Here is a 22691-nt window from a genome sequence, read left to right as displayed (position 1 = left end):
GACATCTGCTCTATTTTTAAGTAAACTTGTCGTTTTCATAAGTAATATTAATTTTTGCTCTGAGGGGAATTCGCTTGCACCAAGCTATAATTATAGCCTGTAGCTGAATACTTTTAAAAGTAAGCATAACGATTATTTATAGATTTAAACAAGTTTACTCGTAAATTTCATTTAAAAACAGCTTGTTTTTGTACGAATTAGGAGAGCTCATGGAGTTCAACGTAAAAAGTGGTAGTCCCGAAAAGCAACGTAGCGCCTGTATTGTCGTTGGCGTTTTTGAACCTCGCCGTCTTTCAGCGATTGCTGAACAACTTGACGAAATTAGTGAAGGCTATATCAGTAACTTATTGCGTCGCGGTGATTTAGAAGGTAAATCAGGGCAAATGTTACTGCTTCATCACGTGCCTAATATCTTAAGCGAACGTGTTTTACTGGTCGGTTGTGGTAAAGAACGTGAACTTGATGAACGTCAATACCGACAAATTATCAGTAAAACTATTAGTACGTTAAATGAAACGGGCTCGATGGAAGCTGTGTGCTTTTTATCAGAACTTCATGTTAAAGGTCGCGATACCTATTGGAAGGTACGCCAAGCCGTTGAAGCGACTCAAGACTGTTTATACAGCTTTGACGGATTAAAAACGCGTAAAGTTGAAGCACGCCGACCTCTACGTAAAATGGTTTTTAATGTACCAACACGTAGAGAGTTACCGATGGGCGAACGCGCTATTTCTCATGCGCTTGCTGTCTCTGAAGGTATAACAACCTGTAAAAATGTGGCTAATATGCCGCCAAATATCTGTAATCCTGCTTATTTAGCTGAACAAGCTAAAATTTTAGAGCACGATTACGACAATATCAGCACCGAAATAGTTGGCGAGAAAGAAATGGAAGAATTGGGTATGAATTCATACCTTGCCGTTGGCCGAGCTTCACGTAATGAATCAATTATGAGTATTATTAAATATAATGGTGCTGGTGATGATGTTAATCCGATAGTTTTAGTTGGTAAAGGTGTGACTTTTGATGCCGGTGGTATTTCTTTAAAGCCTGGCGAAGCCATGGATGAAATGAAATATGACATGGGTGGCGCAGCGGGTGTTTTAGGTGCTATGCACGCCCTAGCAGAATTACAGTTGCCGATTAACGTTATTGGTGTTTTAGCCGGTTGTGAAAATATGCCCGGTGGCGATGCTTATCGCCCTGGTGATATTTTAACGACGATGTCAGGACAAACAGTTGAAGTATTAAATACCGATGCAGAAGGTCGCTTGGTTTTATGTGACGCGCTGACGTATGTTGAACGCTTTGATCCTGAACTTGTTATCGATGTAGCAACCCTTACCGGTGCCTGTGTGGTTGCCTTAGGTAAACATGCATCAGGCCTGTTGAGTACGCACAACCCATTAGCACATGAGTTGTTAAATGCTTCTGAACAAAGTGGTGACCGCGCATGGCGTTTACCGTTATGGGAAGAATATCAAGAACAATTAGAAAGCCCATTTGCTGACTTTACCAATTTAGGTGGCAAAGGCGCAGGTACTATTACGGCTGCCTGCTTCTTAGCGCGTTTCACTAAAAAGTACCACTGGGCACATCTTGATATTGCTGGTACGGCCTGGCGCAGCGGTGGCAAAGATAAAGGCTCTACTGGTCGTCCGGTAAGCTTATTGACTCAATTTTTATTGAATCGTGCTGGCGCAGAGCAAAGCGAATAACTCTAGACTAAAAAGAAATAAAAGGAACAACGCAAACATGCAAACACAAGTAATGTTTTATTTGCTTGAAGAAGATGCAAAGCATGAAGCGGTGGCTGAACAGTCACATGCTCATGCTTGTTTGCAGGCTGCTAATTTTTATCGCCAAAATCAGCGGGTGTTTATTTACTGCGCTGATCAGCAAACAGCTCACCAGTTAGATGAACTGCTTTGGGCCTTTGAACCTGACAGTTTTGTTCCTCACAATTTACCGGGCGAAGGCCCTAAAAATGGCGCTGCCGTTGAAATTAGTTGGCAACCACCCACTAACCGACGCGCTATTTTAATAAATTTAACCAGCACAGTGCCTCACTTTGCTAATCAGTTTTCACACATTATTGACTTTGTACCCAGTGATGAAACCCTCAAACAACAAGCTCGAGAGCGCTATAAAGGCTATCGTCAATGGGGATTTCAAGTGGATAATCAAACCGCGCCACAACCGTCACAGTCAATTAATGCACTTTAATCAAGTTAAGTAGTCATCCCCATGGAAAAAACATTCAATCCTTCAGAAATCGAACAGTCTCTTTATCAAAGTTGGGAAGAGCAAGGTTATTTTAGCCCAACAGGTGAAGGAGATGGCTATAGCATCGCTATACCACCACCAAACGTTACCGGTAGTTTGCATATGGGACACGCGTTCCAACAAACTATTATGGATACCTTAATTCGTTATCAACGTATGCAAGGTAAAAATACTTTATGGCAAACCGGAATGGACCATGCGGGTATTGCCACACAAATGGTGGTAGAACGTAAAATTGCTGCCGAAGAAGATAAAACTCGTCACGATTACGGTCGTGAAGCTTTTATTGATAAAGTATGGGAATGGAAAGACGAGTCTGGAGGCACGATTGGCAAGCAAATGCGCCGTTTGGGTAACTCTATTGATTGGTCTCGCGAACGTTTTACTATGGATGATGGCATGTCTGAAGCGGTGCAAGAAGTTTTTGTTCGCTTATTTGAAGACGACTTAATTTATCGTGGTAAACGCTTAGTTAACTGGGATCCAAAATTCCATACCGCTATTTCTGATTTAGAAGTTGAGAACAAAGATAAAAAAGGTCACATGTGGTACTTACGCTATCCTTTGGCTGATGGCGTTAAAACCGCTGAAGGTAAAGACTACTTAGTGGTAGCGACAACTCGACCAGAAACTGTTTTAGGTGATACCGGTGTCGCGGTAAACCCTAAAGATGACCGTTATAAAGATCTGATCGGCAAACATATTTTATTACCTTTAGTTAATCGTTTAATCCCTATTGTTGGTGATGACCATGCTGATATGACCAAAGGTTCAGGTTGTGTGAAAATCACACCTGCACATGACTTTAACGATAATGAAGTCGGTAAACGTCATAATTTGCCATTAATCAATATTTTAGATAAAAATGCTGCTATTTTAGCAAGCGCTGAAGTTTATAAAAATAACGGCGAGCATTCTGATGCCTACAGCACTGAATTACCAAGTGAATTTGCAGGAATGGACCGTTTTGTTGCTCGCAAAGCCATTGTCGCTAAATTTGATGAGTTAGGTTTACTTGTTGAAGTAAAAGATCATGATTTGGTCGCGCCCTATGGTGATCGCTCAGGCGTGATTATTGAACCCTTATTAACCGACCAATGGTATGTTCGCACCGCACCTTTAGTGGGCCCTGCCGTTGACGCGGTAGCAACGGGTCAAATTGAATTTGTGCCTAAACAGTATGAAAATATGTACAACGCTTGGATGCGTGACATTCAAGACTGGTGTATTTCTCGTCAGCTTTGGTGGGGACATAGAATTCCAGCCTGGTACGATGAAGATGGTGGTGTTTATGTCGGTAGAACCGAAGCTGAAGTGCGTGCTAAATACACGTTAGCGGCAGATTTTGTTTTAAAGCAAGACGATGATGTACTCGACACTTGGTTTTCATCAGCATTATGGACGTTTTCTACCTTAGGCTGGCCAAGCAATATGGAAGATCTTAAAAAATTCCATTCAACTGATGTGCTTGTCACCGGCTTTGACATTATTTTCTTCTGGGTTGCCCGCATGATCATGATGACCATGCATTTCATTAAAGATGAAAATGGCCAACCACAAGTACCGTTCAAAAAAGTCTATGTTACCGGTCTTATTCGCGATGAAAATGGCGATAAGATGAGTAAATCAAAAGGCAACGTTGTCGATCCTCTTGATATGATTGATGGCATTGCCCTTGATGAGTTATTAGAAAAACGCACCGGCAACATGATGCAGCCAAAATTGGCGGCAAAAATAGCTAAGCTAACCAAGAAAGAATACCCAGCAGGTATTGAAGCTCATGGTACTGACGCATTACGCTTTACCTTAACCTCAGTTGCATCAACAGGCCGTGACATTACCTGGGACATGAAACGCTTAGACGGTTACCGTAATTTCTGTAATAAATTATGGAATGCGAGTCGTTACGTGTTAATGAATACCGAAGAGCAAGACTGCGGTAAAGTCGTTAATGGTCAACAAGGTGAAATGGAGTTTTCATTAGCTGACCGTTGGATATTAGGTCAATTCCAGCAAACCGTAAAAACTGTCCATGAATCTTTTGAAGCCTTTCGTTTCGATTTAGCTTCACAAGCACTATACGAGTTCACCTGGAACCAATTTTGTGATTGGTACTTAGAGTTAACAAAACCAGTATTGTTTAAAGGTAGCGAAGCACAGCAACGTGGTACTCGTCATACCTTAGTGACTGTGCTCGAAAGCTTATTACGCTTGATGCATCCTATTATGCCATTTATCACTGAAACAATTTGGCAACGTGTTGTGCCATTAAGTAACTTTGTTGCTGATAACAAAGGTAATGAAAACGCCAGTATTATGGTCCAGCGCTTTCCACAGTTTGATGAAAGCCAATGTGACCAGACGGCTATTGGTGATTTAGAGTGGGTTAAACAGTTTATTGTTGCTATACGTAATATTCGCGGCGAAATGGATATTTCACCCAGTAAAGAATTACCGGTACTACTTAAAAATGTTAATGCTAACGACCAACGTCGCTTAGATGAAAATCAACAGTTTTTAAGTGCCTTAGCTAAACTTGAAAGTATTACGGTATTAACAGACAAGGACAATGCACCCCTGTCTGCTACTGCTGTTGTTGGTGATTTATCAGTATTAATCCCAATGGCGGGATTAATTGATAAAGAAGCTGAGCTAGCCCGTTTAACAAAAGCGGTCGATAAACTAGAGAAAGACGCTGAGAGAACCCGTGGGAAATTAAGCAATGAAAAGTTTGTTGGTAAAGCTCCTGAAGAAGTTATCAACAAAGAAAAGACCAAGTTAACTGATACCGAATCGGCCTTAGCCAAGCTTGCTGAACAAATAGTACAAATTTCGGCGTTGTAAGCGTTGTTTATCTTATGATTGATAATAATAATGATTCTCAATCATAAATATCTAATAAAGCCAGCATCTTAGCTGGCTTTTTTATGTCATAAAAAAGTCATCAAATCTTAAGATTTTTATAGGATTTCAAGAAAATATTGTGCTAACATACTTTCGCGTTGAGTTTTTGCGTTTCGGGAGAAGGATATTTCAACTATTTACCTTAATTTAACAAGGTCGATTATTGATTAACCTCAGACGCTACTAGTTTGTGTTATTGGAAACCTTTCTCTGTCTGTACTTTTATAGGTAGAGAGCATTTACTCCGTATATTTCATAGTGGATAATCCACTTATTACTATTTTTTAATTAATGACCTACGGGAAATGTTGACATGTCTGATTCAGTAACTGGTAAAGTAAAATTTTTTAACGAATCTAAAGGATTCGGTTTCATCGAGCAAGATAACGGACCTGACGTTTTTGTTCACTTCAGCGCTATCTCTGGTGACGGTTTCCGTACACTAACTGACGGCCAAGCTGTTACTTTTACTATCAAGCAAGGACAAAAAGGTCCTGAAGCTGAAAACGTAATTGCTTCTTAATAACGACTTATTGTAGTTATTAAAGGATCTTAGGATCCGAATAAAAAAAGCGGAACAATGAAAATTGTTGCGCTTTTTTTTATACTAAAATTCAACCCACCACGTTTTTTAAAGAACCCACATACCTTCAAACACCCCGTTGCTATCAAAGCCATTAACAAAGTCATTACTAAAGATCATCAAAAACGCATCAGTGATTGAACAAGAGTATGTGTTCTTATTGCTATGAGTTAATTTGTACGGCTGGGCCGATGAATCGCGTTTTAAAAGAACTTATTGGCGCAGCCATAGTGTTTGTTAATTAATAAAAAGAAGTGAGCTAATGAAGGGAGGTTTACAATAGTGACACCGTTATTAAATAGCGCAGCGGAAACACCCGTGAAAGGTATCAGCAAGGCTATAAAATACGGTGCCTTATTTTAGTTAGTGAGTTATCTCTGCAGAAATGATATCTACAATCGCATCAATATGCATTTCATCGGTATTTAAAGCTGGAATATAATGATACGTTTCACCACCAGCACCAATAAACATATCTCGGTTTTCGTGCACTAACTCTTCTAAAGTTTCTAAACAATCAGCACTAAATGCTGGGCTAATAATAGCGACATGCTTATTATCAGCAGCAAGATCAACAAGCGTTACATCGGTATAAGGTTGTAACCACTCTGCTTTACCAAAGCGTGACTGAAAGGTCATCACAAAATCATCCTCGGTAAAGGCTAACGCTTCCATTAATAAACGCGTTGTCTTTGCACAACAACAATAATAAGGGTCACCCTGCTCTAAGAAATACTTAGGCATACCATGAAAAGATAATACTAACTTATCCGGCTTACCATGTTCGGCAATATGCTTATTTACACTTTGCGCAAGGGCCGCTATGTATTTAGGGTTGTCATGATAACCACTAATAAAACTTAAACTTGGGATCCAACGCCACGATTTAATTTTATTAACGACCGCATCGAAAGTAGAACCAACCGTTGGACCTGCATACTGAGGATACAGAGGTAAAGTAATTATCTTACTGACTCCTGCAAGTTGTAATCTGTCTAAAGCATCATCGATTGTAGGCTTACCATAACGCATTGCCAACTCAACTCTGACATCATCACCATATTTCTCAGTGAGAACTTTAGCGACTTCGTCTTTTTGCTGTTGGCTAATAACTAATAAAGGTGAGCCTGATGGTGTCCAAATACTTTCATAGAGCTTTGCTGATTTTTTAGGCCGAACCCTTAAAATAATGCCATGCAAGATCATTAACCAAATAAGTCGAGGTATTTCAACGACCCGAGGATCAGATAAAAACTCGCCTAAGTAGCGTCTCAAAGCTGATGCAGTAGGCGCTTCAGGTGTGCCAAGATTGGTGAGTAAAACACCAACTTTAGCCGTTTTATTATGTATTTCTTTGGTACGGCCGTGAAAACGTCCACTAAATTTAGGCATGAATTCGATACTCTATTTTTTAAATGACGACAGAAAGACAACGGGTAAGCTTACCCTAACACACCAAACAAGAATCAGTTCATCTGATGTGTTAAAAGGCTCAAACCCATACTATATTTAAATTATGGAACGATATTACTAATGACTAAATTCAATTGCTCTGTAGTCGTTACTGGCACATTGTTAAGTTCAGCTTTGAAATCACCTGATTTAATACCAGCGCCGCCTGAAGCAGAAACGACTGCATAAATGTGTACCACATCGACATCACTCAACTTAGCTTGTGGCGTCATTGCACTTGCATCATTAAGTACTATGGTTATGGGTAAATCACTCGCGACTAATTTAACGGCGGCAAGAGGCATACGCCCCCGAGAAGTATCTGCAGATATAGCATAAATGAAAACCGTTTTATCATCACCCACTGACAGCAAGGTTTGTATTTCATCGCTTAATGTAACGTTAACCGTTAGCTTGGGACCAGCAATACTTGGTTCGATTTGACTGTTAGCATCGTCGGTCATATTGGGTTGGGCTATACGCTTTTTCGCTTCATCAATAACTTCAAGCAATGCTTGCTTATTGACATTCTTTTTATCTGAATCAACAACACGTTGCCAATGAGAAATAGCCACTTGATACTTACCAGCAGTAAAACTATGCATACCGAGTAATATATTTGTGGAAGGATCACTCGGGTCTATCGTTAAAGCCTGATCAATAAATCCTTGCACCCTTGCATCAATTTGTTGTTCGTTCTTATAGTAAATCGCTTGGGCTTTAGCACCAAACACATCGGCTTGCGGGCCTTCAATGCGTAAGACTTGGTCATAAGCTTTTACTGCACTGTCAAATTCACCGACGGTGACTAAAGATTGACCTAAAGCGTACCAAGCATCTGAGTTGTCTGGTTCGGTTTTAGTGACATCCATTAAGCGTTTTAATTCATTAATAGTTTGTTGTTCCGCATTAGCCGATTGCTGCATTGGTTCTTGAGGCGTCATTGTTGTCAATTTTTCATAAGTGCCTATTTCAGCATATAGATAAAAACTAAAAGCTAAAATAAAAACAGACAAGCCAACAGGCCAAGCCATAGCTAATACTTTAGTGTCTTGTGGCGTTTTATCTGCAAGATCTTGATTTTCCATATCTTGCAATAAAGTATTATCGAGCTCTGTTAATAAATATTGGTAATTTTCATCATCAATATTATTTTGCTGAAAGTCTTTTTCTATCTCAGCTTTATGTTCGTGATATAAGCGCACATTAGTTTCGTCACGCTGAGTATCATCAATCGAGATGTTGTTTTGGTGTTGTTTAATAAATGGTGCCCACACTACTGCTAAAACCAGCAATAAAAAGACAATAATGATAAAGATTAATTCCATGAGACAGCCTTATTTATGCTTTAGAATTTGATCAAGCTTATTTTTTTGATCATTGCTTAATGGTTGTTGGGCATTTTTAACTGGCTTTCGACGAAGAATAATAACGACGACTATCACACCAATAAATAATAGCCCTGCAGGGCCGTACCATAAAAGATAAGTTAAGCTAGAGACCCTAGGGCGATATAAAACAAACTCACCGTAGCGTGACACCATAAAATCAACAATTTCCATATCGGCCTTACCTTGTTGAAGCATGTCATAAACTTCACGGCGAAGATCTGCGGCAATAGGTGAATTAGAATCAGCCAAATTTTGATTCTGACATTTAGGGCAACGTAATTCTTTATTAAGGGCATTAAAACGAATTTCGGTGACCTTATCTTTAAAGACATAAGTATCAACCGGGCTGGCTAGAACAAATGAACTCAGCAAGGTAACAGTCGTTAAAAATACAGCAACTAACAATTTATTGAACATCATTACTGGCTTCCTTTGATCGTTGACGAAGCTAAAAATTCTGCTTCTATTTGAGTGATAAGTGGCTCAAATTCGTTTTGCCAAACTTGTGGAGTTAATGGACCCGCATAACGTTTGCGAATAATATTACTGTGGTCCACCACAAAAGTTTCTGGTGCTGCGTATACACCTAAATTAACACTTAATTTTCCCTCTTCGTCAAAGGCCGAGAATTGATAAGGATTACCTAACTCGGTTAACCATTTTGCCGCATCAACACGTTGATCATCATAATTTAAACCATAAATAGTAAAACGATTTGTTTTAGACAATTCGTTCAAGTATTCGTGCTCATAACGACACGATGGACACCAAGTTCCCCAAACATTCACCAGTTTTATACCCGGTTTAAAGTCAGCTGTCGTAACAGTTCGATCAGCGTTTAATACCGAGTGTAAACTGAACTCAGGGAATTTTTTGCCAATCAACGCAGAAGGTAGTTCAGTCGGATTAAGCGATAAACCGCGAAATAAAATAGCCCCTAAAGCAATAAACAATATCAGTGGAATTAAACGAATTAACTTACCCATTACGCATTTCCCTGATTATTTGTTGCTAGTTCATCAGCGCTAGCTGTGTTTATTGACTTTTTATTGGTGGTCTTACTGACTTTTTTACGACGGTAGCGCTTGTCTAATATCGCTAAAAACCCACCAAACGACATAAATATTGCACCCAACCATATCCAACGAACAAAGGGTTTGTAATGAACACGAACTGCCCAAGCATTTCCTTCTAAGGGATCACCTAATGCCACATAAATATCACGGAATAAACCTGGGTCAATACCCGCTTCAGTCATTCCCATGGTCTGTACTAAGTATGTGCGACGTTCAGGTTTCAAAAGCGTAACAAAATCACCATTATTGTACACTTCTATCTGACCTTGTTCGGCACTGTAGTTAGCACCTTTTACTTGCTTAATACCTTTAAAAGCGATTTCATAATCGGTATCAGAAATTTGAACTTTTTCATTAATGTGCATTTTTACGTTAGTTTCACTTTCATAAACAGAGACTATCGTTACACCAACGATAGTGATCGCTATCCCCATGTGAGCACAGGTCATGCCCCACTGGCTTAATGTCAGCTTAGAAAATTTCCCTTTGTCATTACCCGAGTTTATTTGATTCGTTAATTCTTTAAGAACGACCAGAAAAACCCAACAGGCTAAACCTATACCCATACTAACCAAGGGCACAAATTCACCACCGTATAAAAATGGGAAAGCAAGACCAACAATAACGCTGATCACTAGTGGACTCATCATTTGTTTGCGCAATTCACCTTGCTTAGCTTTTTTCCAGCGAATTAACGGACCAATTCCCATGACAACAAAAAGCAAACTCATGATCGGCACAAACACCGCATTGAAATACGGAGGCCCAACAGAAATTTTTCCTAAGCCCATAGAATCAACCAACAACGGATATAAGGTGCCCAATAAAACAGTAACCGTTGCCACAACTAAGATAATGTTACAAATAAGCAGTGCCGTTTCACGAGAATACAAGGCAAAACGACTAAACGTTTGTACTGTACTTGCTCTAAAGGCATAAAGTGTTAATGAACCACCGACCGCAATCGCCAGTAATAATAAAATAAATAAACCACGACCAGGATCTGCGGCAAATGAATGTACAGAAGTGATAACACCTGAACGTACTAAGAAAGTACCCAATAGGCTTAAACTAAAGGCAAATATTGCTAATAACACGGTCCAATTCCTGAACGTACCACGTTTTTCAGTCACGGCTAATGAATGAATAAGTGCTGTACCAACCAACCATGGCATAAAGGAAGCATTTTCTACGGGATCCCAAAACCACCATCCGCCCCAGCCAAGTTCGTAGTAAGCCCACCAACTACCTAAAGCGATACCTAAAGTTAAAAATATCCATGCGGCAACAGTCCAAGGTCTTGCCCATCGAGCCCAAGCAGCATCTAACTTGCCGCACATTAACGCAGCAACAGCAAAAGCAAAAGCAACAGAGAAACCGACGTAACCTAAATAAAGCATCGGCGGGTGAATAATTAAGCCAATGTCTTGCAGTAATGGGTTTAAATCGCGACCTTCTGTGGGGACCATTGGCCATAAGCGTTCAAAGGGGTTAGAAGTTAATAGCGTAAACAGCATAAAGCCAACGGCTACCATACCCAAGACAGCTAATACCCTAGCAATAAAGGCTTCGTCGATGCCTTTACTGAATTTAGCAACAGCGGCAGTCCAAGCGGTTAGTGAGAAAACCCACAATAACAGCGAACCTTCATGCCCCCCCCATACTGCACTTATTTTAAAATAATAAGGTAAATGAGAATTTGAATGACCTGCAATATATTTGACCGAAAAATCGTCAACGACAAAGCTCCAACCGAGAATAATAAGACTAATGGCTGTAAAGGCAAACATGCCAAAGGTTAAGGGTTTAGCATAGCCGACTAATCGCTCTTGATGACTTGCCAATCCTACTAATGGAATAATACTTAAACATATTGCAAAAGCTAAACCAATTATAAGGGCGAAATGTCCTAACTCAGGGAGCATTACTTCAGGGATCATTACTTTCTCCGATTCAGCGTATTTACTGAATACAAAAATTATCAATTAAAGACACCATTAATATGGCGTTTTAGTGAGTTTGTTGTTCAATTAACGGTAAATAGCAAGTTAAAGAAAAACAATTCAAACTAAAAATTTTGGTAATTCTAGCACTATATGGTGAGTAATTTCATTAATGTAATACGAAAATAAATGATTAATTTTCTCATTGCTAGGGCTAGCCTTTACCGACCGATATAGTATGATAATACTCAACTTGGTATTACGATCTAAATCAACTCTTTATGTAGCAAAATACGTTAATATTTGTTCCATAAATTTGGTATTTAAATTATTCAAAAAGTGATTCTTTTGGCAAACTCTCAAAATATTCAACCACCGAACGAACGAACGAATAAGCAAGTATTGCTCTGTGCTAACGAATTAACGTGTATTCGTGAAGATAGAATATTATTTGAAGCACTTAATTTTTCAGTATCTAGCGGTGATATTATACAGGTGGAAGGCCCAAATGGATCAGGTAAAACTAGCTTATTACGTATTTTAGCGGGTTTATCTCAACCCTATGACGGTAGCGTGTTATTCCAACAAGAAAATATTGTTGACCATGGAGATGCCTTTCATCAAAACTTACTCTATTTAGGACATTTACCGGGTGTAAAAGGTGAAATGACCGCTCAAGAGAACCTAGTATTTAATCTTGCCTTGCATGGCAATGACATTTCAACAGCAGAAGAAACGTTAGAAAAAGTAAACTTGTTAGGTTTTGAAGATGCCCTTGCTTCACATTTAAGTGCCGGGCAGCATCGCCGTATTGCACTTGCACGTTTATGGCAAAGTACCGCGCCTATTTGGATATTAGACGAACCTTTCACCGCCATCGATAAGCGTGGTGTCAATACATTAGAGCAATTGTTTCTCGCACATGCTCAGCGTGGTGGCTGTGTTATATTGACCACACACCAAGACTTATCATATCCTGAAGATAAGGTGAAAAAAATCACTTTAGATTACCGATTTTATTAGAGATAATAACATGACAACCGTTCATAATTTATCATATACGTCCGCTTTTAGCTTAATCATCAAAAGAGATCTTACAATTGCTTTTCGTCATCGCGACGATATTATTAATCCACTGTTATTTTTTATCATTGTCGTGACTTTATTCCCACTTGGTATTGGTCCTGAGTCGACAACTTTAGCGCGTATTGCACCTGGTATTATTTGGGTTGCGGCTTTACTTGCGACATTATTATCACTCGACCGCTTATTTAAATCTGATCACGAAGATGGTTCTTTAGAACAAATGATGCTGAGTCCTCATCCCATATTTATATTAGTACTGGCTAAAATTATTGCGCATTGGTTGGTTACTGGCTTACCCCTTATTTTTATTGCACCGTTACTTGCCGTATTATTACATTTAAATGAAAATAGCTATGGGGCATTAATGCTAACATTATTACTCGGCACCCCTGTGCTCAGTTTATTAGGTGCTATTGGTGTTGCATTAACTGTCGGTATTAAAAAAGGTGGGGTCTTACTCAGTTTATTAGTCTTACCGCTTTATATTCCAATATTGATTTTTGCGACTAGTGCCATAGATACTGCGGCAATGAACTTACCTTACAGCGGACAACTTGCTATAATTGCCGCATTGTTTTTTGGCTCCTTAACCTTAGCCCCCTTTGCTGTTAGTGCAGCATTAAAAGTGAGTACTAACTAATGTGGAAATGGCTACATCCTTATGCAAATCCTGAAGTGTCGTATCGCTTTGTCGGTAAACTATTACCTTGGATTGCAAAGATTACGATCACTTTACTCACTATTGGCATTATCTGGGCGTTAGTTTTTGCGCCAGCTGATTATCAACAAGGTGACAGTTTTAGAATTTTTTATATCCATGTGCCAACAGCTATATTATCAATGAGTATATATTTAGCTATGGCATCAGCGGCTTTTTGTAGTTTAGTCTGGCAGTTCAGGCTGGCTGATGCATCGGCAGCAGCCATGGCACCCGTGGGAGCTGTTATTACCGCTATAGCATTATTTACCGGCGCCGCTTGGGGTAAACCTATGTGGGGAACTTGGTGGATATGGGATGCGCGCTTAACGTCTGAATTAGTGCTACTTTTTCTCTATCTAGGTGTTATTGCTTTACACAATGCCTTTGAGGATAAAAACCTTGCAGGTAAAGCCGCAGGCATTCTATCACTCGTTGGCGTTGTCAATATTCCTATTATTAAGTATTCTGTCGAATGGTGGAATACCCTTCATCAAGGAGCAACCGTAAGTAAAATGAGTGCTCCCTCAATGAGTATGGATATGTTCTGGCCATTTGTTATCTGCTTTTTAGGTATCGCCATGTTGGTAACATTTGTTATTTCTATCCGTTTTCGTACCGAAATATTAGCACGTAATAGTATGCGTCCTTGGGTACGTGAATTGATCACCGCAGAGGGCATTAAATAATGCAGTTTGATAGTATTTCAGCCTTTTTTGATATGGGCGGTTATGCTTTTTTTGTTTGGTTATCTTATGGCGTTAGTGCTTTTTTATTAGCCGCGTTAATTTATAGCAGTCTTAGCAACCATAAAAAAGTTAAACAAAAAATAGCACTTCGTTTACAGCGCGAGAAGAAGTTACGCAAAGCGGCTCAACAAAATTCAGCGCAAGCAGAGCAAACTGATAGCAAGACCGCAGTTTTAAAAAATTTACCCAAAAACTCTAATAAGGTTGTTTCATGAATCCACGTCGTAAGAAACGTTTAACCATCGTTATATCTATTTTAGTCGGCCTAAGTGTCGTTGCTGGATTTGTGCTTTATGCATTAAGTCAAAATATAGATCTTTTCTATAAACCCTCTGAAATATATCAGGGTAAAGATGATACCGGCATAAAACCTATTGACGGCCAACGTCTTCGCATTGGTGGTTTAGTGGTACCTGGAAGTGTTAAGCGTGACCCATCAAGTTTAGACGTGACTTTTGAACTTGTAGATATGAGAATGCCAATAGTTTTTCATGATTCTGACCCTGTCATTAAAGTACATTATGACGGCATACTGCCTGATTTATTTCGTGAAGGCCAAGGTATAGTCGCAAATGGTATGTTAGTTAATGGCAATTTTATTGAAGCCTCTGAAGTATTAGCTAAACATGACGAGAACTACATACCGAAAGAATTAGCTGATGACATGGGTGAAAAGCATCAAAAACCCAGTTACAGTAAAGAACAGTTAGAAAAGAAAACCTACTAGTAAAAAACAAAAACGCTACACCAAGATAAATATTATATTTATCTTGGTGTAGCGTTTTTTATTGTAAAATTTAAACGATTAATCGTTTAGCTAAGCAACATCATAAGCCGAAATAATACGATCACCGATTTTATTAAGAATGTTAATCTCACCTTCACAAACAGCAATAATCGACTTACCTTTCTTAAAGCTTTCAGGAATAACCACACGCCCTTCTGCAGATTGTAAAAATGATTCAATCTTATGTAAAAGTTCTAGAGAGTCATCACTGTAATAAATCAAGGTTACTATCTTTTCTTGGTAGATTTGCATTATTCACTCTTATTATTGTTGAGTTATAAATTTATCAAGTTAAAGTCACTTATAAACTTTATTGTTCAGCAATGGCTAAAAATAAAAAATCAGTAAACCTTGTATCCAAACAAAGTAACACAGCAAAAAATACAAAGCTAATTATACAATTAAATCAATAAGTTAAGTTAATACTAAGTTAACTCGGAGTTATCTTTAAGCAATTGTTGTATCTTGCTGTAAATTTTAAGTAAAAAAAAACCCTGAGTATAAAACCCAGGGTCGATCAAATTAGATCGTTTAACGCATCCTCAACTAGTGAGATCGGATATCCATGTGGATAAATTTTTTAAAATATTTAGAAACTGTCCAGAGAATCTATATTATTTCCAACTTTTCATTTTATGGCCCTTAAGCGCATAAAATAGAATAAATAAATAACAAGGTAACATCACAATATAACCCCCTTGTTGACCGAGTGATGAACCGCTTGCCAAGCCCCAAAATAGTGGACCAAATGCCCCTCCTGAAATACCCATAACTAATAATGCCGAGCCCACGCTGGTTAATTTCCCCATACCAGAGAGTGCTAATGGGAAAACAGCAGGCCAAACAATCGCATTAGCTAAACCAAGCAATGCAATAAGCATCAAGGTATCAGGTAGTTCTGCTCCTCCAAAAGGAACAAGAATTATATTAGCGATAGCGTATGAATTATTGTCACCAAAGACCACACCTAAACTTAGCAGCAACCCCAGCAGGGCTGAAACAGTTAAGGCTTTTTGTTGAGAAATAAAACGAGGAATTAAAAAGATACCTAATATATAACCTACCACCATACATATCATAGTGTATGAGGTCATTATGCTGTAATTTTCAACGCCTAGAGACAAGGCAAACGTACCTATTGTGTCGCCGGCTATTACTTCAACCGCAACGTAGAAAAAGATAGTTAATACACCTAATGCTAGATTGGGGTGAGATAATGCTTCTTTAATATGTCCTTTGCTATTTGCTCCTTCTTCCTCATCTTCACTGGGTAATTCTGGAAGTGATGACTTTTTCACAGCAAAACCGAGTAAACCAATGAAAATCGCCATACCTAAATAAGGAAGTACCAACGAGTTAGCCATCTCATCAATACTGGCTTGGGTTAGTACTTCGGTTGAATGACCTTCAAAGCCACTCAAAATTAAGGCGGTAAAGACTAAAGGCGCAATAACACCGGCACCTTTGTTTAAAATTCCCATAACACTAATACGTGCTGCAGCAGATTCTTCAGGCCCTAAACGGACAACATAAGGATTAACAGCTGTTTGTAATAAAGTAATACCCGAGCCCATCACTAACTGAGCAAACAAAAACAAAGCAAAAATTTGGGTTTGAGCAGCAGGAATAAATAATAAGCCAGCTACCATCATGGTGGCCATTCCCAAGGCCATACCATTTTTATAGCCTACTTTACGAATAATCGTCGCCGACGGCAGTGCAGTAAAAGTAACGGCAATGTAAAAAGAGAATAATATTAGTGATGCTTGAAATGGTGTCAGCTGGAGTATTTGTTTAAGGTAGGGCATTAATGACCCATTAAGCCATGTCGCAAAGCCTAGTATAAAAAAGAGTACCGCGACAATTGCCATAGGCAGTGCATTACTTTTTGGTTTATCACTTGTTATTATCTGTTCCATATATTCCTCAATATTTATCTTGTTATTATTGTTTTATGATAGGTTAAGTTAGTTAGTTTCTATAAATAGCTTGCCCAGAGATCCATGTCGATTTCACGGTAAAATTATCGTTAAGCTCAACAAAGTCAGCTTGACTACCTATTGTTAAACTGCCACGAATATCACTTTGCTTAATATAATTGGCTGGGTATTTTGAGGCCATTCTAAGCGCTTCATCTAAAGGTAACCTCAGGCCTAAATGAGTATTAGCTACTGCTTGCGCCATATTCAGCACCGACCCTGCCAACTCCCCTGTTGTTGACGTTAACTTGCCATTTTTAAGCCGCACTTTTTTACCAACTAAAGTAAACTCAACATCGCTTGTACCTACCGGTGGCATTGCATCAGTTACTAAGAAAACCCTTCCTACTGGTTTAGTTTTCAGCGCTAATTTACAGCTCTCGTAATTAACATGATGACCATCAACAATTAAGCCACAACTTGCTTGATCATTGAGCAAAGCACAACCCGTTACACCCGGCTCTCTGCCCTGTATTGCCGACATAGCATTATACAAATGAGTAAATCCGTCAGCACCCGCTTCTAACGCTTTTTGTGCGGTGTTAAAATCAGCATTGGTGTGGCCTAAACACACCTTAATACCCAACGAAACCATGCGAGCAATGTCATCAACATTTACCGTTTCAGGGGCAAGTGTCACCAGTATTTGCCCAATATCTTTACGTTCAAGCACTTGCCACTCTTGTGGTGAAATGGCGCGAATGTGCTCTTCGATATGTGCACCTTTTTTAGCAACAGATAAATGTGGGCCTTCAAAGTGAATACCAATAATACCAGGTGTTTTTTCTGCCATTGCTTCTGCCATTGCTTCTGCAGCCTGTTGCATCACTGATATTTTATCGGTTATAAGGGTAGGTAACATCGCTGTAGTACCAAACTTGGCATGAGCGGCCATGATAGTTTTAATGTTTTTTAATGATGGTGAGTCGTTAAATAGTGCACCTCCACCTCCGTTGACCTGTAGATCAATAAAGCCTGGGACCACTAAACCATCAAGCACATCATCAACGTCAGAGATATTATTATCAAATGCTGTGATTTTTCCATCGGTGATCGTTAACACTTGATGGTCAATAAAATTTTGCCCATCAAATAATTTTTTAACGTAAAGACGAAATATAGTCATAGCAATGCTTGTTCCTTAAATTCTATCAATTAATTGGCTAGGCTTTACTGTAAAGCAAGTTGTTGTTTAGCGTAAATTACTGAACCAACTTCTGGTGGATGCTTTGGCTCGATCAGTTGTCGTTTAATATCTTTATCTAACCAAGGCTTTATTCTTGGTGTTAAGCCACCAATTAATGCAATGGCAGGTGGATTTTGCTTTAATAACTGCCTGGCCACATGGCTAATATATTCAGCGCCTTGTGCAACAATATCTAACGCAATTTTGTCACCTTCTTCTGCAGAGTCAAAAACCAAATTAGCCATACGGGCATAAAAAGCGGCTGGCTTACCAGCAATCACTTCGACTAATTCAACATCATCTTTGACATTTAATAACGCTAATACTTTGTCATTAATGGATGAATGAGGAATGAGACCATCAAGTGATAACAAAGATTGTTTTGCTGCCTGTAACCCAAACCATGCACCGCTACCTTTATCCCCATGAGGAAAACCATGAGCGCCAACAATATAAGGATGGCCATCAACATATGAAAAGCCACATGAACCAGTCCCCGTTATCATCACTGCACCGTCTTTACCATCGTGAGCTCCAAGACAAGCAATAAGTAAATCAGTGGCAAGATACATCTTTTTAAACGGATGCTGCCAGTTTGACATTTGCTCAAATAAAACCGGTAAATTCACCCCAGCAAGACCAACACCGGCAATTATATTACCGAGCTCACTTTCATCAATTCCGGCATTTTTAAGTGCTAATTTAGCCGACTCAGCAATTGAATTTATAGCTTGTTCATAACCGTGCAACGGGTTAGCAGGCCCCGCAATGCCAGTACCTAATATTTTATTATCATTCGACATTAGGATAGCTTTGCATTTGCTGCCACCGCCATCTATGCCTAAGAATATTTCGTTGTTGCCGCTGCTGCTCAGCATGTTGACCTCATGTCTCTATATTTATTATTTTAATCACAATGCTTAATAAACAGCCAGTGTCTAAAATGTAATCTGATTTTATCTTAACGACAAATGACAGCGTTGTCATTTGTTTTTTTAATAAAAATGCTTTTTTTATTTTTCTATTACAAAATAAATAATGAATAGTCTGATTAAGCGGGCTTTATTAACTAGCCCGCCAAGAGCGTAAACCATAAATTAGTGGTTATTAATCGTTACTGCCCGACCTTTACGTTGTCCATCAAAGCTAATGCTGCGAACGTTTACTGTGCCCTCGATAGCTACTGGCCCTTGGTAACGAGTCCAATTGCCCGCCGATACTTGATACTCAATAGCGATACCAGGAAAAGCAATATTGGCATAAAGTTTCCCTTCTTTTACGATGGCACCTACGGTAGGTAATCGATAAAAAATGTTATCATTTTCTAATTTAATTAAGGCTTTTTGACCGATAGTATTCGCAAATAATTGCCACTGTTGATCGCGCAGGGCTTTTTTCTCTGCAGTAAAAAATTTAGTTGCCTGACTGTATTTAGCCCCCTGATAATTATAAGGAACTGCCCAATCAGCTAAGTGCCATGCACGCTCGGCTAAAGCAAACAGTCGTGGAAATAATTTATATTGCGCCGTATGGTCAGTACGAGTATTTTCACTCCATAACTGCCCTTGGATACCGAGGAAACGATTACCTAACTTCATCGGGGTTTGGCTATCATCGGCTTGATAAGGATTGTCTTGACGGTCCAACCAAAACTCCGCATGAATAGGTAAATTGTCGGGTATGAATTGAAAGACTTTTTCGGTGTTAGTGTGGCGAGAGGCCCAATAATAACCATGTTCTTTGGGATCAGCTTCATAAGGGAAATCAAAATAAAGTACATCAGGTGATGACAGCACAACTTGCCAATCTCTATTGACTAATTGATGGGTTTTGTTATGACCTCCCCACGCTAACGTATCCCAAGCGTTCGACTGAACAATAGCCGGCATATTCTCTTTGCGGGTATGCTCCATACCATCGCTCCAACCTGCGGTTTCTATGTCTAATGCTGATAAAATACCAGCAACACGCTCAATAAAATAAGCACCAAGTTCACTCATTTTTTTAACACCTTTATCGTTATTGGCAATAAAGTCTTTACAGGCTTGAGACTCTATCCAAGCGCCCGCAGTTTCATCTGCGCCAATGTGATAACGCGTTAACGGTTGACCACCATCAGCATGAATTTTCTTAACTTGAGTCATCACTTCAGTCACAAAATCGTAAGAAGACTCTAAACAAACGTTGATGGTATTATCATTGTAAAATTGCACGGATGAATAGACCGTTGGGTCATTAGCATCATGGAGGATAAACTGTTTTGCTTTGTCATCTTGCTCAGCTATGGCGTATTTCTTGGTACGCGCTGCCATCGCTTTAATTGCAGCACGTGAATGCCCTGGCATATCTAAAGAGGGGATCACTTGAATATGGCGAGCCGTTGCTGCTTGTAATATCTCTTGATAGTCAGCCACAGAATAATAGCCATTGACTTCACTTTTAGGGTCAATACCCGCGCCCAGTTGTGGTAATAAACAATTTTTATCGTTTAAATCAAAACAGCGCCTGCTACTCACTTCGGTTAACTCGGGGAGCGAGGGGATTTCTAATCGCCAGCCTTCATCATCACCTAAGTGTAAATGTAGCTTATTAAGTTTATAAGCTGCCATTTGATCAAGCAGGGTTAAAATAAACGTCTTATCGTGAAAGTTACGCGCAACATCAATTAACAAACCGCGAAACTCATAATGAGGTTCATCATTAACCGTTAACACAGGTACTTGCGTTGAACCTAAGGTGATTAAGCTTGATAGTGATTGCAAGCCATTAAAAACACCAGCGCCGTCAACACCTGTGATCTTAATATCTGTTGTGGTGATGTCTAATTGGTAACTGCCAATCATTTTGCTGTTGTCTTCAAGCAGCCTTAACGTGACAGGCTTGCCTTGAGTATTATTAGCAATACCTAAGGTGTCTAAGCGAGTAATGGCTACGATAACATCATCTTTGTCGACATTGCCATAATCAAGATGAATACCAGAAGTAAGACTAAGCTGAGCATTATTCTTACTATAAATAACCGACTTCGGCGTAGGTATAATCACCTTGCTCACATCGAGCTTTTGCTCACCTAATTGAGTATTTCTTTGATATAAACTTGCCGCATCAAGCCACTGAGTAGAATCTTGGGCGGTGCGTTTAAACTGCTTTTCAACATCAGTGAACGGCACCACATAAGGGAGTACTTCTAATCCTGTTTCACTGTTTGAATATGGCTTGGTACTGGCTATAACGCGTGGCTGTAAATTATTTGAACTGACAATATAGTTAGGTAAAGCATCTGTTTCAGACAACGACCAAAACATAGCTCTAAACAATAAGGTTTTGGTTTCACCTGCAGTAAAGCCTTTAAACTTATCATTCAACAATATTTTATGTAAATCGCCATTAATATGAACAACAAAAAATTCATCACTTTCAAAGGATTGAATAGGCGCAATTTGGCTAAAGTGAATATGCCAATCATTACTAGTTATAGATTGAGTCGCGGTGAAACTTAGCTCAACTTCAAAGCAATTACCGTCGGCGATATTTATATCACACTTATCACTGGGTATATTGGTCAATACTTTATACTTAACATTGAGCGTTTCAGCAATCTTGTCAATATCAGTTTGAGTCGCTTTAACTAAGCGTTTAAGTAATACATCTTGCTGGGTCTTGTCATTGGTCGTAGCGGAATGAGTTGGTGATTTTTCACAGCCGAATAAATTTATGCTCGTTACCAAAAATAAGACAATGAGTTGTCTGTTCATGTTTTTCTTACTCACAAGTTTAGGTTAATCAATAGAATGCCAAAACTTCTTCGGGGTTCAGGCTCCATTGTAATTAGTCGATATTGATGTTTAGTTTTCGCTAAGGCTAATTAACTTCGCGATCCGCTGGGTAGAAAACAAACAACTATATATCGCAGCAAGAAACCCTTTGTCTTTTAATTCTTGGTAGTCTGAATCATTTAAATCTTTAAAGGCTTCTTCATCGATGGAATATAACCCCGTTACCGTGAACTCTTTAGCGTTAATAGGTTTAATCGTTAATGATTGAGAAGAGAGTAAACTTTTATCTACCATTGTATTGATAAAAAGTTGCGTTGCATTAAGCTGTGAATTAGCTCGAGCAAGATTTTCTGTGACTTGTACTAAATACTTTGTTTGCTCACCCGTATCAGTAAACAATGCTTCGCCATCGCTCTCTGATACCGTTTGACTGTCTAAATCAATACCCACAACAAAATTATTAGGTTGTTCAACAGACGACGATAATACAAAAGGGAAGTTAGTCAAATGCTGAGGAACATATAAAGCATTCCAGCCCTCTTTTTTATGAAACAAATTTTCCTGCGGCTTTAAGCCAAGTAACGCAACTAAGTGGAAACGTCCTGTTTCTGCATCCTTAATAAAAACAATAGGATATTCCGCCTGAACTTGCGGCAATTCAAAAACGGAAATAGGGGTAACATGGCTATTAGCACTATGTGCATAACTAGGGTCTACTTTTACTTTCAGTGCTTGATGCTGACTTTTATTGAGTGGCGATAAGTTAGCCATGTATTTCTCCAGTAATATTTATTTT

At 39.1% G+C, this 22691-nt stretch carries 20 protein-coding genes; 9 read left to right on the top strand and 11 right to left on the bottom strand.

Annotated elements, in window-relative coordinates:
* Nucleotides 1-209 precede the first annotated feature (209 nt).
* The 4 genes from pepA to H4J62_RS03925 all read left to right on the top strand — a co-directional run bounded on the left by pepA (nt 210) and on the right by H4J62_RS03925 (nt 5713).
* Nucleotides 210-1718, top strand: coding sequence for a leucyl aminopeptidase (gene pepA / locus H4J62_RS03940; RefSeq protein ID WP_182218272.1), 1509 nt, complete (start codon nt 210-212; stop codon nt 1716-1718).
* Nucleotides 1719-1755: 37 nt separating this feature from the next.
* Nucleotides 1756-2226, top strand: a complete 471-nt coding sequence (locus H4J62_RS03935; RefSeq protein WP_182172566.1) for a DNA polymerase III subunit chi — start codon at nt 1756-1758, stop codon at nt 2224-2226.
* A 21-nt stretch (nt 2227-2247) separates the two neighbouring features.
* The gene (locus H4J62_RS03930; protein WP_182218278.1) at nt 2248-5130 is read left to right on the top strand and encodes a valine--tRNA ligase; all 2883 of its coding nucleotides are present in this window, start codon (nt 2248-2250) and stop codon (nt 5128-5130) included.
* Nucleotides 5131-5503: 373 nt separating this feature from the next.
* Nucleotides 5504-5713: a cold-shock protein gene (locus tag H4J62_RS03925; protein ID WP_070375833.1), complete on the top strand. Its 210-nt coding sequence runs from the start codon at nt 5504-5506 to the stop codon at nt 5711-5713.
* 423 nt (nt 5714-6136) lie between these two features.
* Here the strand turns inward: H4J62_RS03925 and hemH are convergent, their stop codons facing one another.
* The 5 genes from hemH to H4J62_RS03900 form a co-directional block, all read right to left on the bottom strand.
* A complete protein-coding gene (gene hemH, locus H4J62_RS03920; protein ID WP_182218280.1) occupies nt 6137-7165 on the bottom strand; it encodes a ferrochelatase in 1029 nt (342 codons plus the stop codon).
* 122 nt (nt 7166-7287) lie between these two features.
* Nucleotides 7288-8553 (bottom strand): c-type cytochrome biogenesis protein CcmI, encoded by a 1266-nt coding sequence (gene ccmI / locus H4J62_RS03915; protein WP_182218282.1) that lies wholly within the window; start codon nt 8551-8553, stop codon nt 7288-7290.
* A 9-nt stretch (nt 8554-8562) separates the two neighbouring features.
* Nucleotides 8563-9036 carry a cytochrome c-type biogenesis protein CcmH gene (locus tag H4J62_RS03910; protein ID WP_404842434.1) on the bottom strand — a complete coding sequence of 158 codons (474 nt, stop codon included), beginning with the start codon at nt 9034-9036 and terminating at the stop codon, nt 8563-8565.
* The gene (locus H4J62_RS03905) at nt 9036-9602 is read right to left on the bottom strand and encodes a DsbE family thiol:disulfide interchange protein (RefSeq protein ID WP_182218284.1); all 567 of its coding nucleotides are present in this window, start codon (nt 9600-9602) and stop codon (nt 9036-9038) included. The genes H4J62_RS03910 and H4J62_RS03905 overlap by 1 nt, the downstream gene beginning before the upstream one ends.
* Nucleotides 9602-11617, bottom strand: coding sequence for a heme lyase CcmF/NrfE family subunit (locus H4J62_RS03900; protein ID WP_182218292.1), 2016 nt, complete (start codon nt 11615-11617; stop codon nt 9602-9604). Before H4J62_RS03900 ends, H4J62_RS03905 begins: the two co-directional genes overlap by 1 nt.
* Nucleotides 11618-11983: 366 nt before the next feature.
* Between H4J62_RS03900 and ccmA the strand changes: the two genes are divergently transcribed.
* The 5 genes from ccmA to ccmE are packed head-to-tail and all read left to right on the top strand — an operon-like array spanning nt 11984 to nt 14894.
* Nucleotides 11984-12658: a cytochrome c biogenesis heme-transporting ATPase CcmA gene (gene ccmA, locus H4J62_RS03895; protein WP_404842433.1), complete on the top strand. Its 675-nt coding sequence runs from the start codon at nt 11984-11986 to the stop codon at nt 12656-12658.
* A gap of 10 nt (nt 12659-12668) precedes the next feature.
* Nucleotides 12669-13361, top strand: coding sequence for a heme exporter protein CcmB (gene ccmB / locus H4J62_RS03890; protein WP_070375829.1), 693 nt, complete (start codon nt 12669-12671; stop codon nt 13359-13361).
* Nucleotides 13361-14107 carry a heme ABC transporter permease gene (locus H4J62_RS03885; protein ID WP_070375828.1) on the top strand — a complete coding sequence of 249 codons (747 nt, stop codon included), beginning with the start codon at nt 13361-13363 and terminating at the stop codon, nt 14105-14107. Before ccmB ends, H4J62_RS03885 begins: the two co-directional genes overlap by 1 nt.
* The gene (gene ccmD / locus H4J62_RS03880) at nt 14107-14382 is read left to right on the top strand and encodes a heme exporter protein CcmD (RefSeq protein ID WP_182218286.1); all 276 of its coding nucleotides are present in this window, start codon (nt 14107-14109) and stop codon (nt 14380-14382) included. Before H4J62_RS03885 ends, ccmD begins: the two co-directional genes overlap by 1 nt.
* Nucleotides 14379-14894 carry a cytochrome c maturation protein CcmE gene (ccmE, locus tag H4J62_RS03875; RefSeq protein ID WP_182218289.1) on the top strand — a complete coding sequence of 172 codons (516 nt, stop codon included), beginning with the start codon at nt 14379-14381 and terminating at the stop codon, nt 14892-14894. The genes ccmD and ccmE overlap by 4 nt, the downstream gene beginning before the upstream one ends.
* 90 nt (nt 14895-14984) lie before the next feature.
* On the opposite strand, the gene H4J62_RS03870 is transcribed toward ccmE, so the two are convergent.
* The 6 genes from H4J62_RS03870 to H4J62_RS03845 all read right to left on the bottom strand — a co-directional run bounded on the left by H4J62_RS03870 (nt 14985) and on the right by H4J62_RS03845 (nt 22666).
* Nucleotides 14985-15206, bottom strand: coding sequence for a TIGR02922 family protein (locus H4J62_RS03870; protein ID WP_070375825.1), 222 nt, complete (start codon nt 15204-15206; stop codon nt 14985-14987).
* A gap of 362 nt (nt 15207-15568) precedes the next feature.
* Nucleotides 15569-16861 (bottom strand): N-acetylglucosamine MFS transporter NagP, encoded by a 1293-nt coding sequence (gene nagP / locus H4J62_RS03865; protein ID WP_182213865.1) that lies wholly within the window; start codon nt 16859-16861, stop codon nt 15569-15571.
* A 64-nt stretch (nt 16862-16925) separates the two neighbouring features.
* Nucleotides 16926-18059, bottom strand: coding sequence for an N-acetylglucosamine-6-phosphate deacetylase (nagA, locus tag H4J62_RS03860; RefSeq protein ID WP_182213607.1), 1134 nt, complete (start codon nt 18057-18059; stop codon nt 16926-16928).
* Nucleotides 18060-18103: 44 nt separating this feature from the next.
* A complete protein-coding gene (gene nagK, locus H4J62_RS03855) occupies nt 18104-18997 on the bottom strand; it encodes an N-acetylglucosamine kinase (protein WP_182213608.1) in 894 nt (297 codons plus the stop codon).
* Nucleotides 18998-19216: 219 nt separating this feature from the next.
* Nucleotides 19217-21874, bottom strand: coding sequence for a family 20 glycosylhydrolase (locus tag H4J62_RS03850; protein ID WP_182213610.1), 2658 nt, complete (start codon nt 21872-21874; stop codon nt 19217-19219).
* A 90-nt stretch (nt 21875-21964) separates the two neighbouring features.
* Nucleotides 21965-22666, bottom strand: a complete 702-nt coding sequence (locus H4J62_RS03845) for a SapC family protein (RefSeq protein ID WP_182213612.1) — start codon at nt 22664-22666, stop codon at nt 21965-21967.
* Between the last annotated feature and the right edge of the window lie 25 nt (nt 22667-22691).

The sequence above is a fragment of the Colwellia sp. BRX8-5 genome (genome assembly GCF_014077325.1).
Lineage (GTDB): Bacteria > Pseudomonadota > Gammaproteobacteria > Enterobacterales > Alteromonadaceae > Colwellia_A.
Note: the sequence above shows the minus strand (reverse complement) of the source record. Positions and strands in the feature narration are given on the sequence as shown.

Bases quoted from the DNA above. Each gene is read 5' to 3' on its own strand.
- pepA (WP_182218272.1), top strand. From the start codon at position 210: ATGGAGTTCAACGTAAAAAGTGGTAGTCCCGAAAAGCAACGTAGCGCC.
- H4J62_RS03935 (WP_182172566.1), top strand. From the start codon at position 1,756: ATGCAAACACAAGTAATGTTTTATTTGCTTGAAGAAGATGCAAAGCAT.
- H4J62_RS03930 (WP_182218278.1), top strand. From the start codon at position 2,248: ATGGAAAAAACATTCAATCCTTCAGAAATCGAACAGTCTCTTTATCAA.
- H4J62_RS03925 (WP_070375833.1), top strand. From the start codon at position 5,504: ATGTCTGATTCAGTAACTGGTAAAGTAAAATTTTTTAACGAATCTAAA.
- hemH (WP_182218280.1), bottom strand. From the start codon at position 7,165: ATGCCTAAATTTAGTGGACGTTTTCACGGCCGTACCAAAGAAATACAT.
- ccmI (WP_182218282.1), bottom strand. From the start codon at position 8,553: ATGGAATTAATCTTTATCATTATTGTCTTTTTATTGCTGGTTTTAGCA.
- H4J62_RS03910 (WP_404842434.1), bottom strand. From the start codon at position 9,036: ATGATGTTCAATAAATTGTTAGTTGCTGTATTTTTAACGACTGTTACC.
- H4J62_RS03905 (WP_182218284.1), bottom strand. From the start codon at position 9,602: ATGGGTAAGTTAATTCGTTTAATTCCACTGATATTGTTTATTGCTTTA.
- H4J62_RS03900 (WP_182218292.1), bottom strand. From the start codon at position 11,617: ATGCTCCCTGAGTTAGGACATTTCGCCCTTATAATTGGTTTAGCTTTT.
- ccmB (WP_070375829.1), top strand. From the start codon at position 12,669: ATGACAACCGTTCATAATTTATCATATACGTCCGCTTTTAGCTTAATC.
- H4J62_RS03885 (WP_070375828.1), top strand. From the start codon at position 13,361: ATGTGGAAATGGCTACATCCTTATGCAAATCCTGAAGTGTCGTATCGC.
- ccmD (WP_182218286.1), top strand. From the start codon at position 14,107: ATGCAGTTTGATAGTATTTCAGCCTTTTTTGATATGGGCGGTTATGCT.
- ccmE (WP_182218289.1), top strand. From the start codon at position 14,379: ATGAATCCACGTCGTAAGAAACGTTTAACCATCGTTATATCTATTTTA.
- H4J62_RS03870 (WP_070375825.1), bottom strand. From the start codon at position 15,206: ATGCAAATCTACCAAGAAAAGATAGTAACCTTGATTTATTACAGTGAT.
- nagA (WP_182213607.1), bottom strand. From the start codon at position 18,059: ATGACTATATTTCGTCTTTACGTTAAAAAATTATTTGATGGGCAAAAT.
- nagK (WP_182213608.1), bottom strand. From the start codon at position 18,997: ATGCTGAGCAGCAGCGGCAACAACGAAATATTCTTAGGCATAGATGGC.
- H4J62_RS03850 (WP_182213610.1), bottom strand. From the start codon at position 21,874: ATGAACAGACAACTCATTGTCTTATTTTTGGTAACGAGCATAAATTTA.
- H4J62_RS03845 (WP_182213612.1), bottom strand. From the start codon at position 22,666: ATGGCTAACTTATCGCCACTCAATAAAAGTCAGCATCAAGCACTGAAA.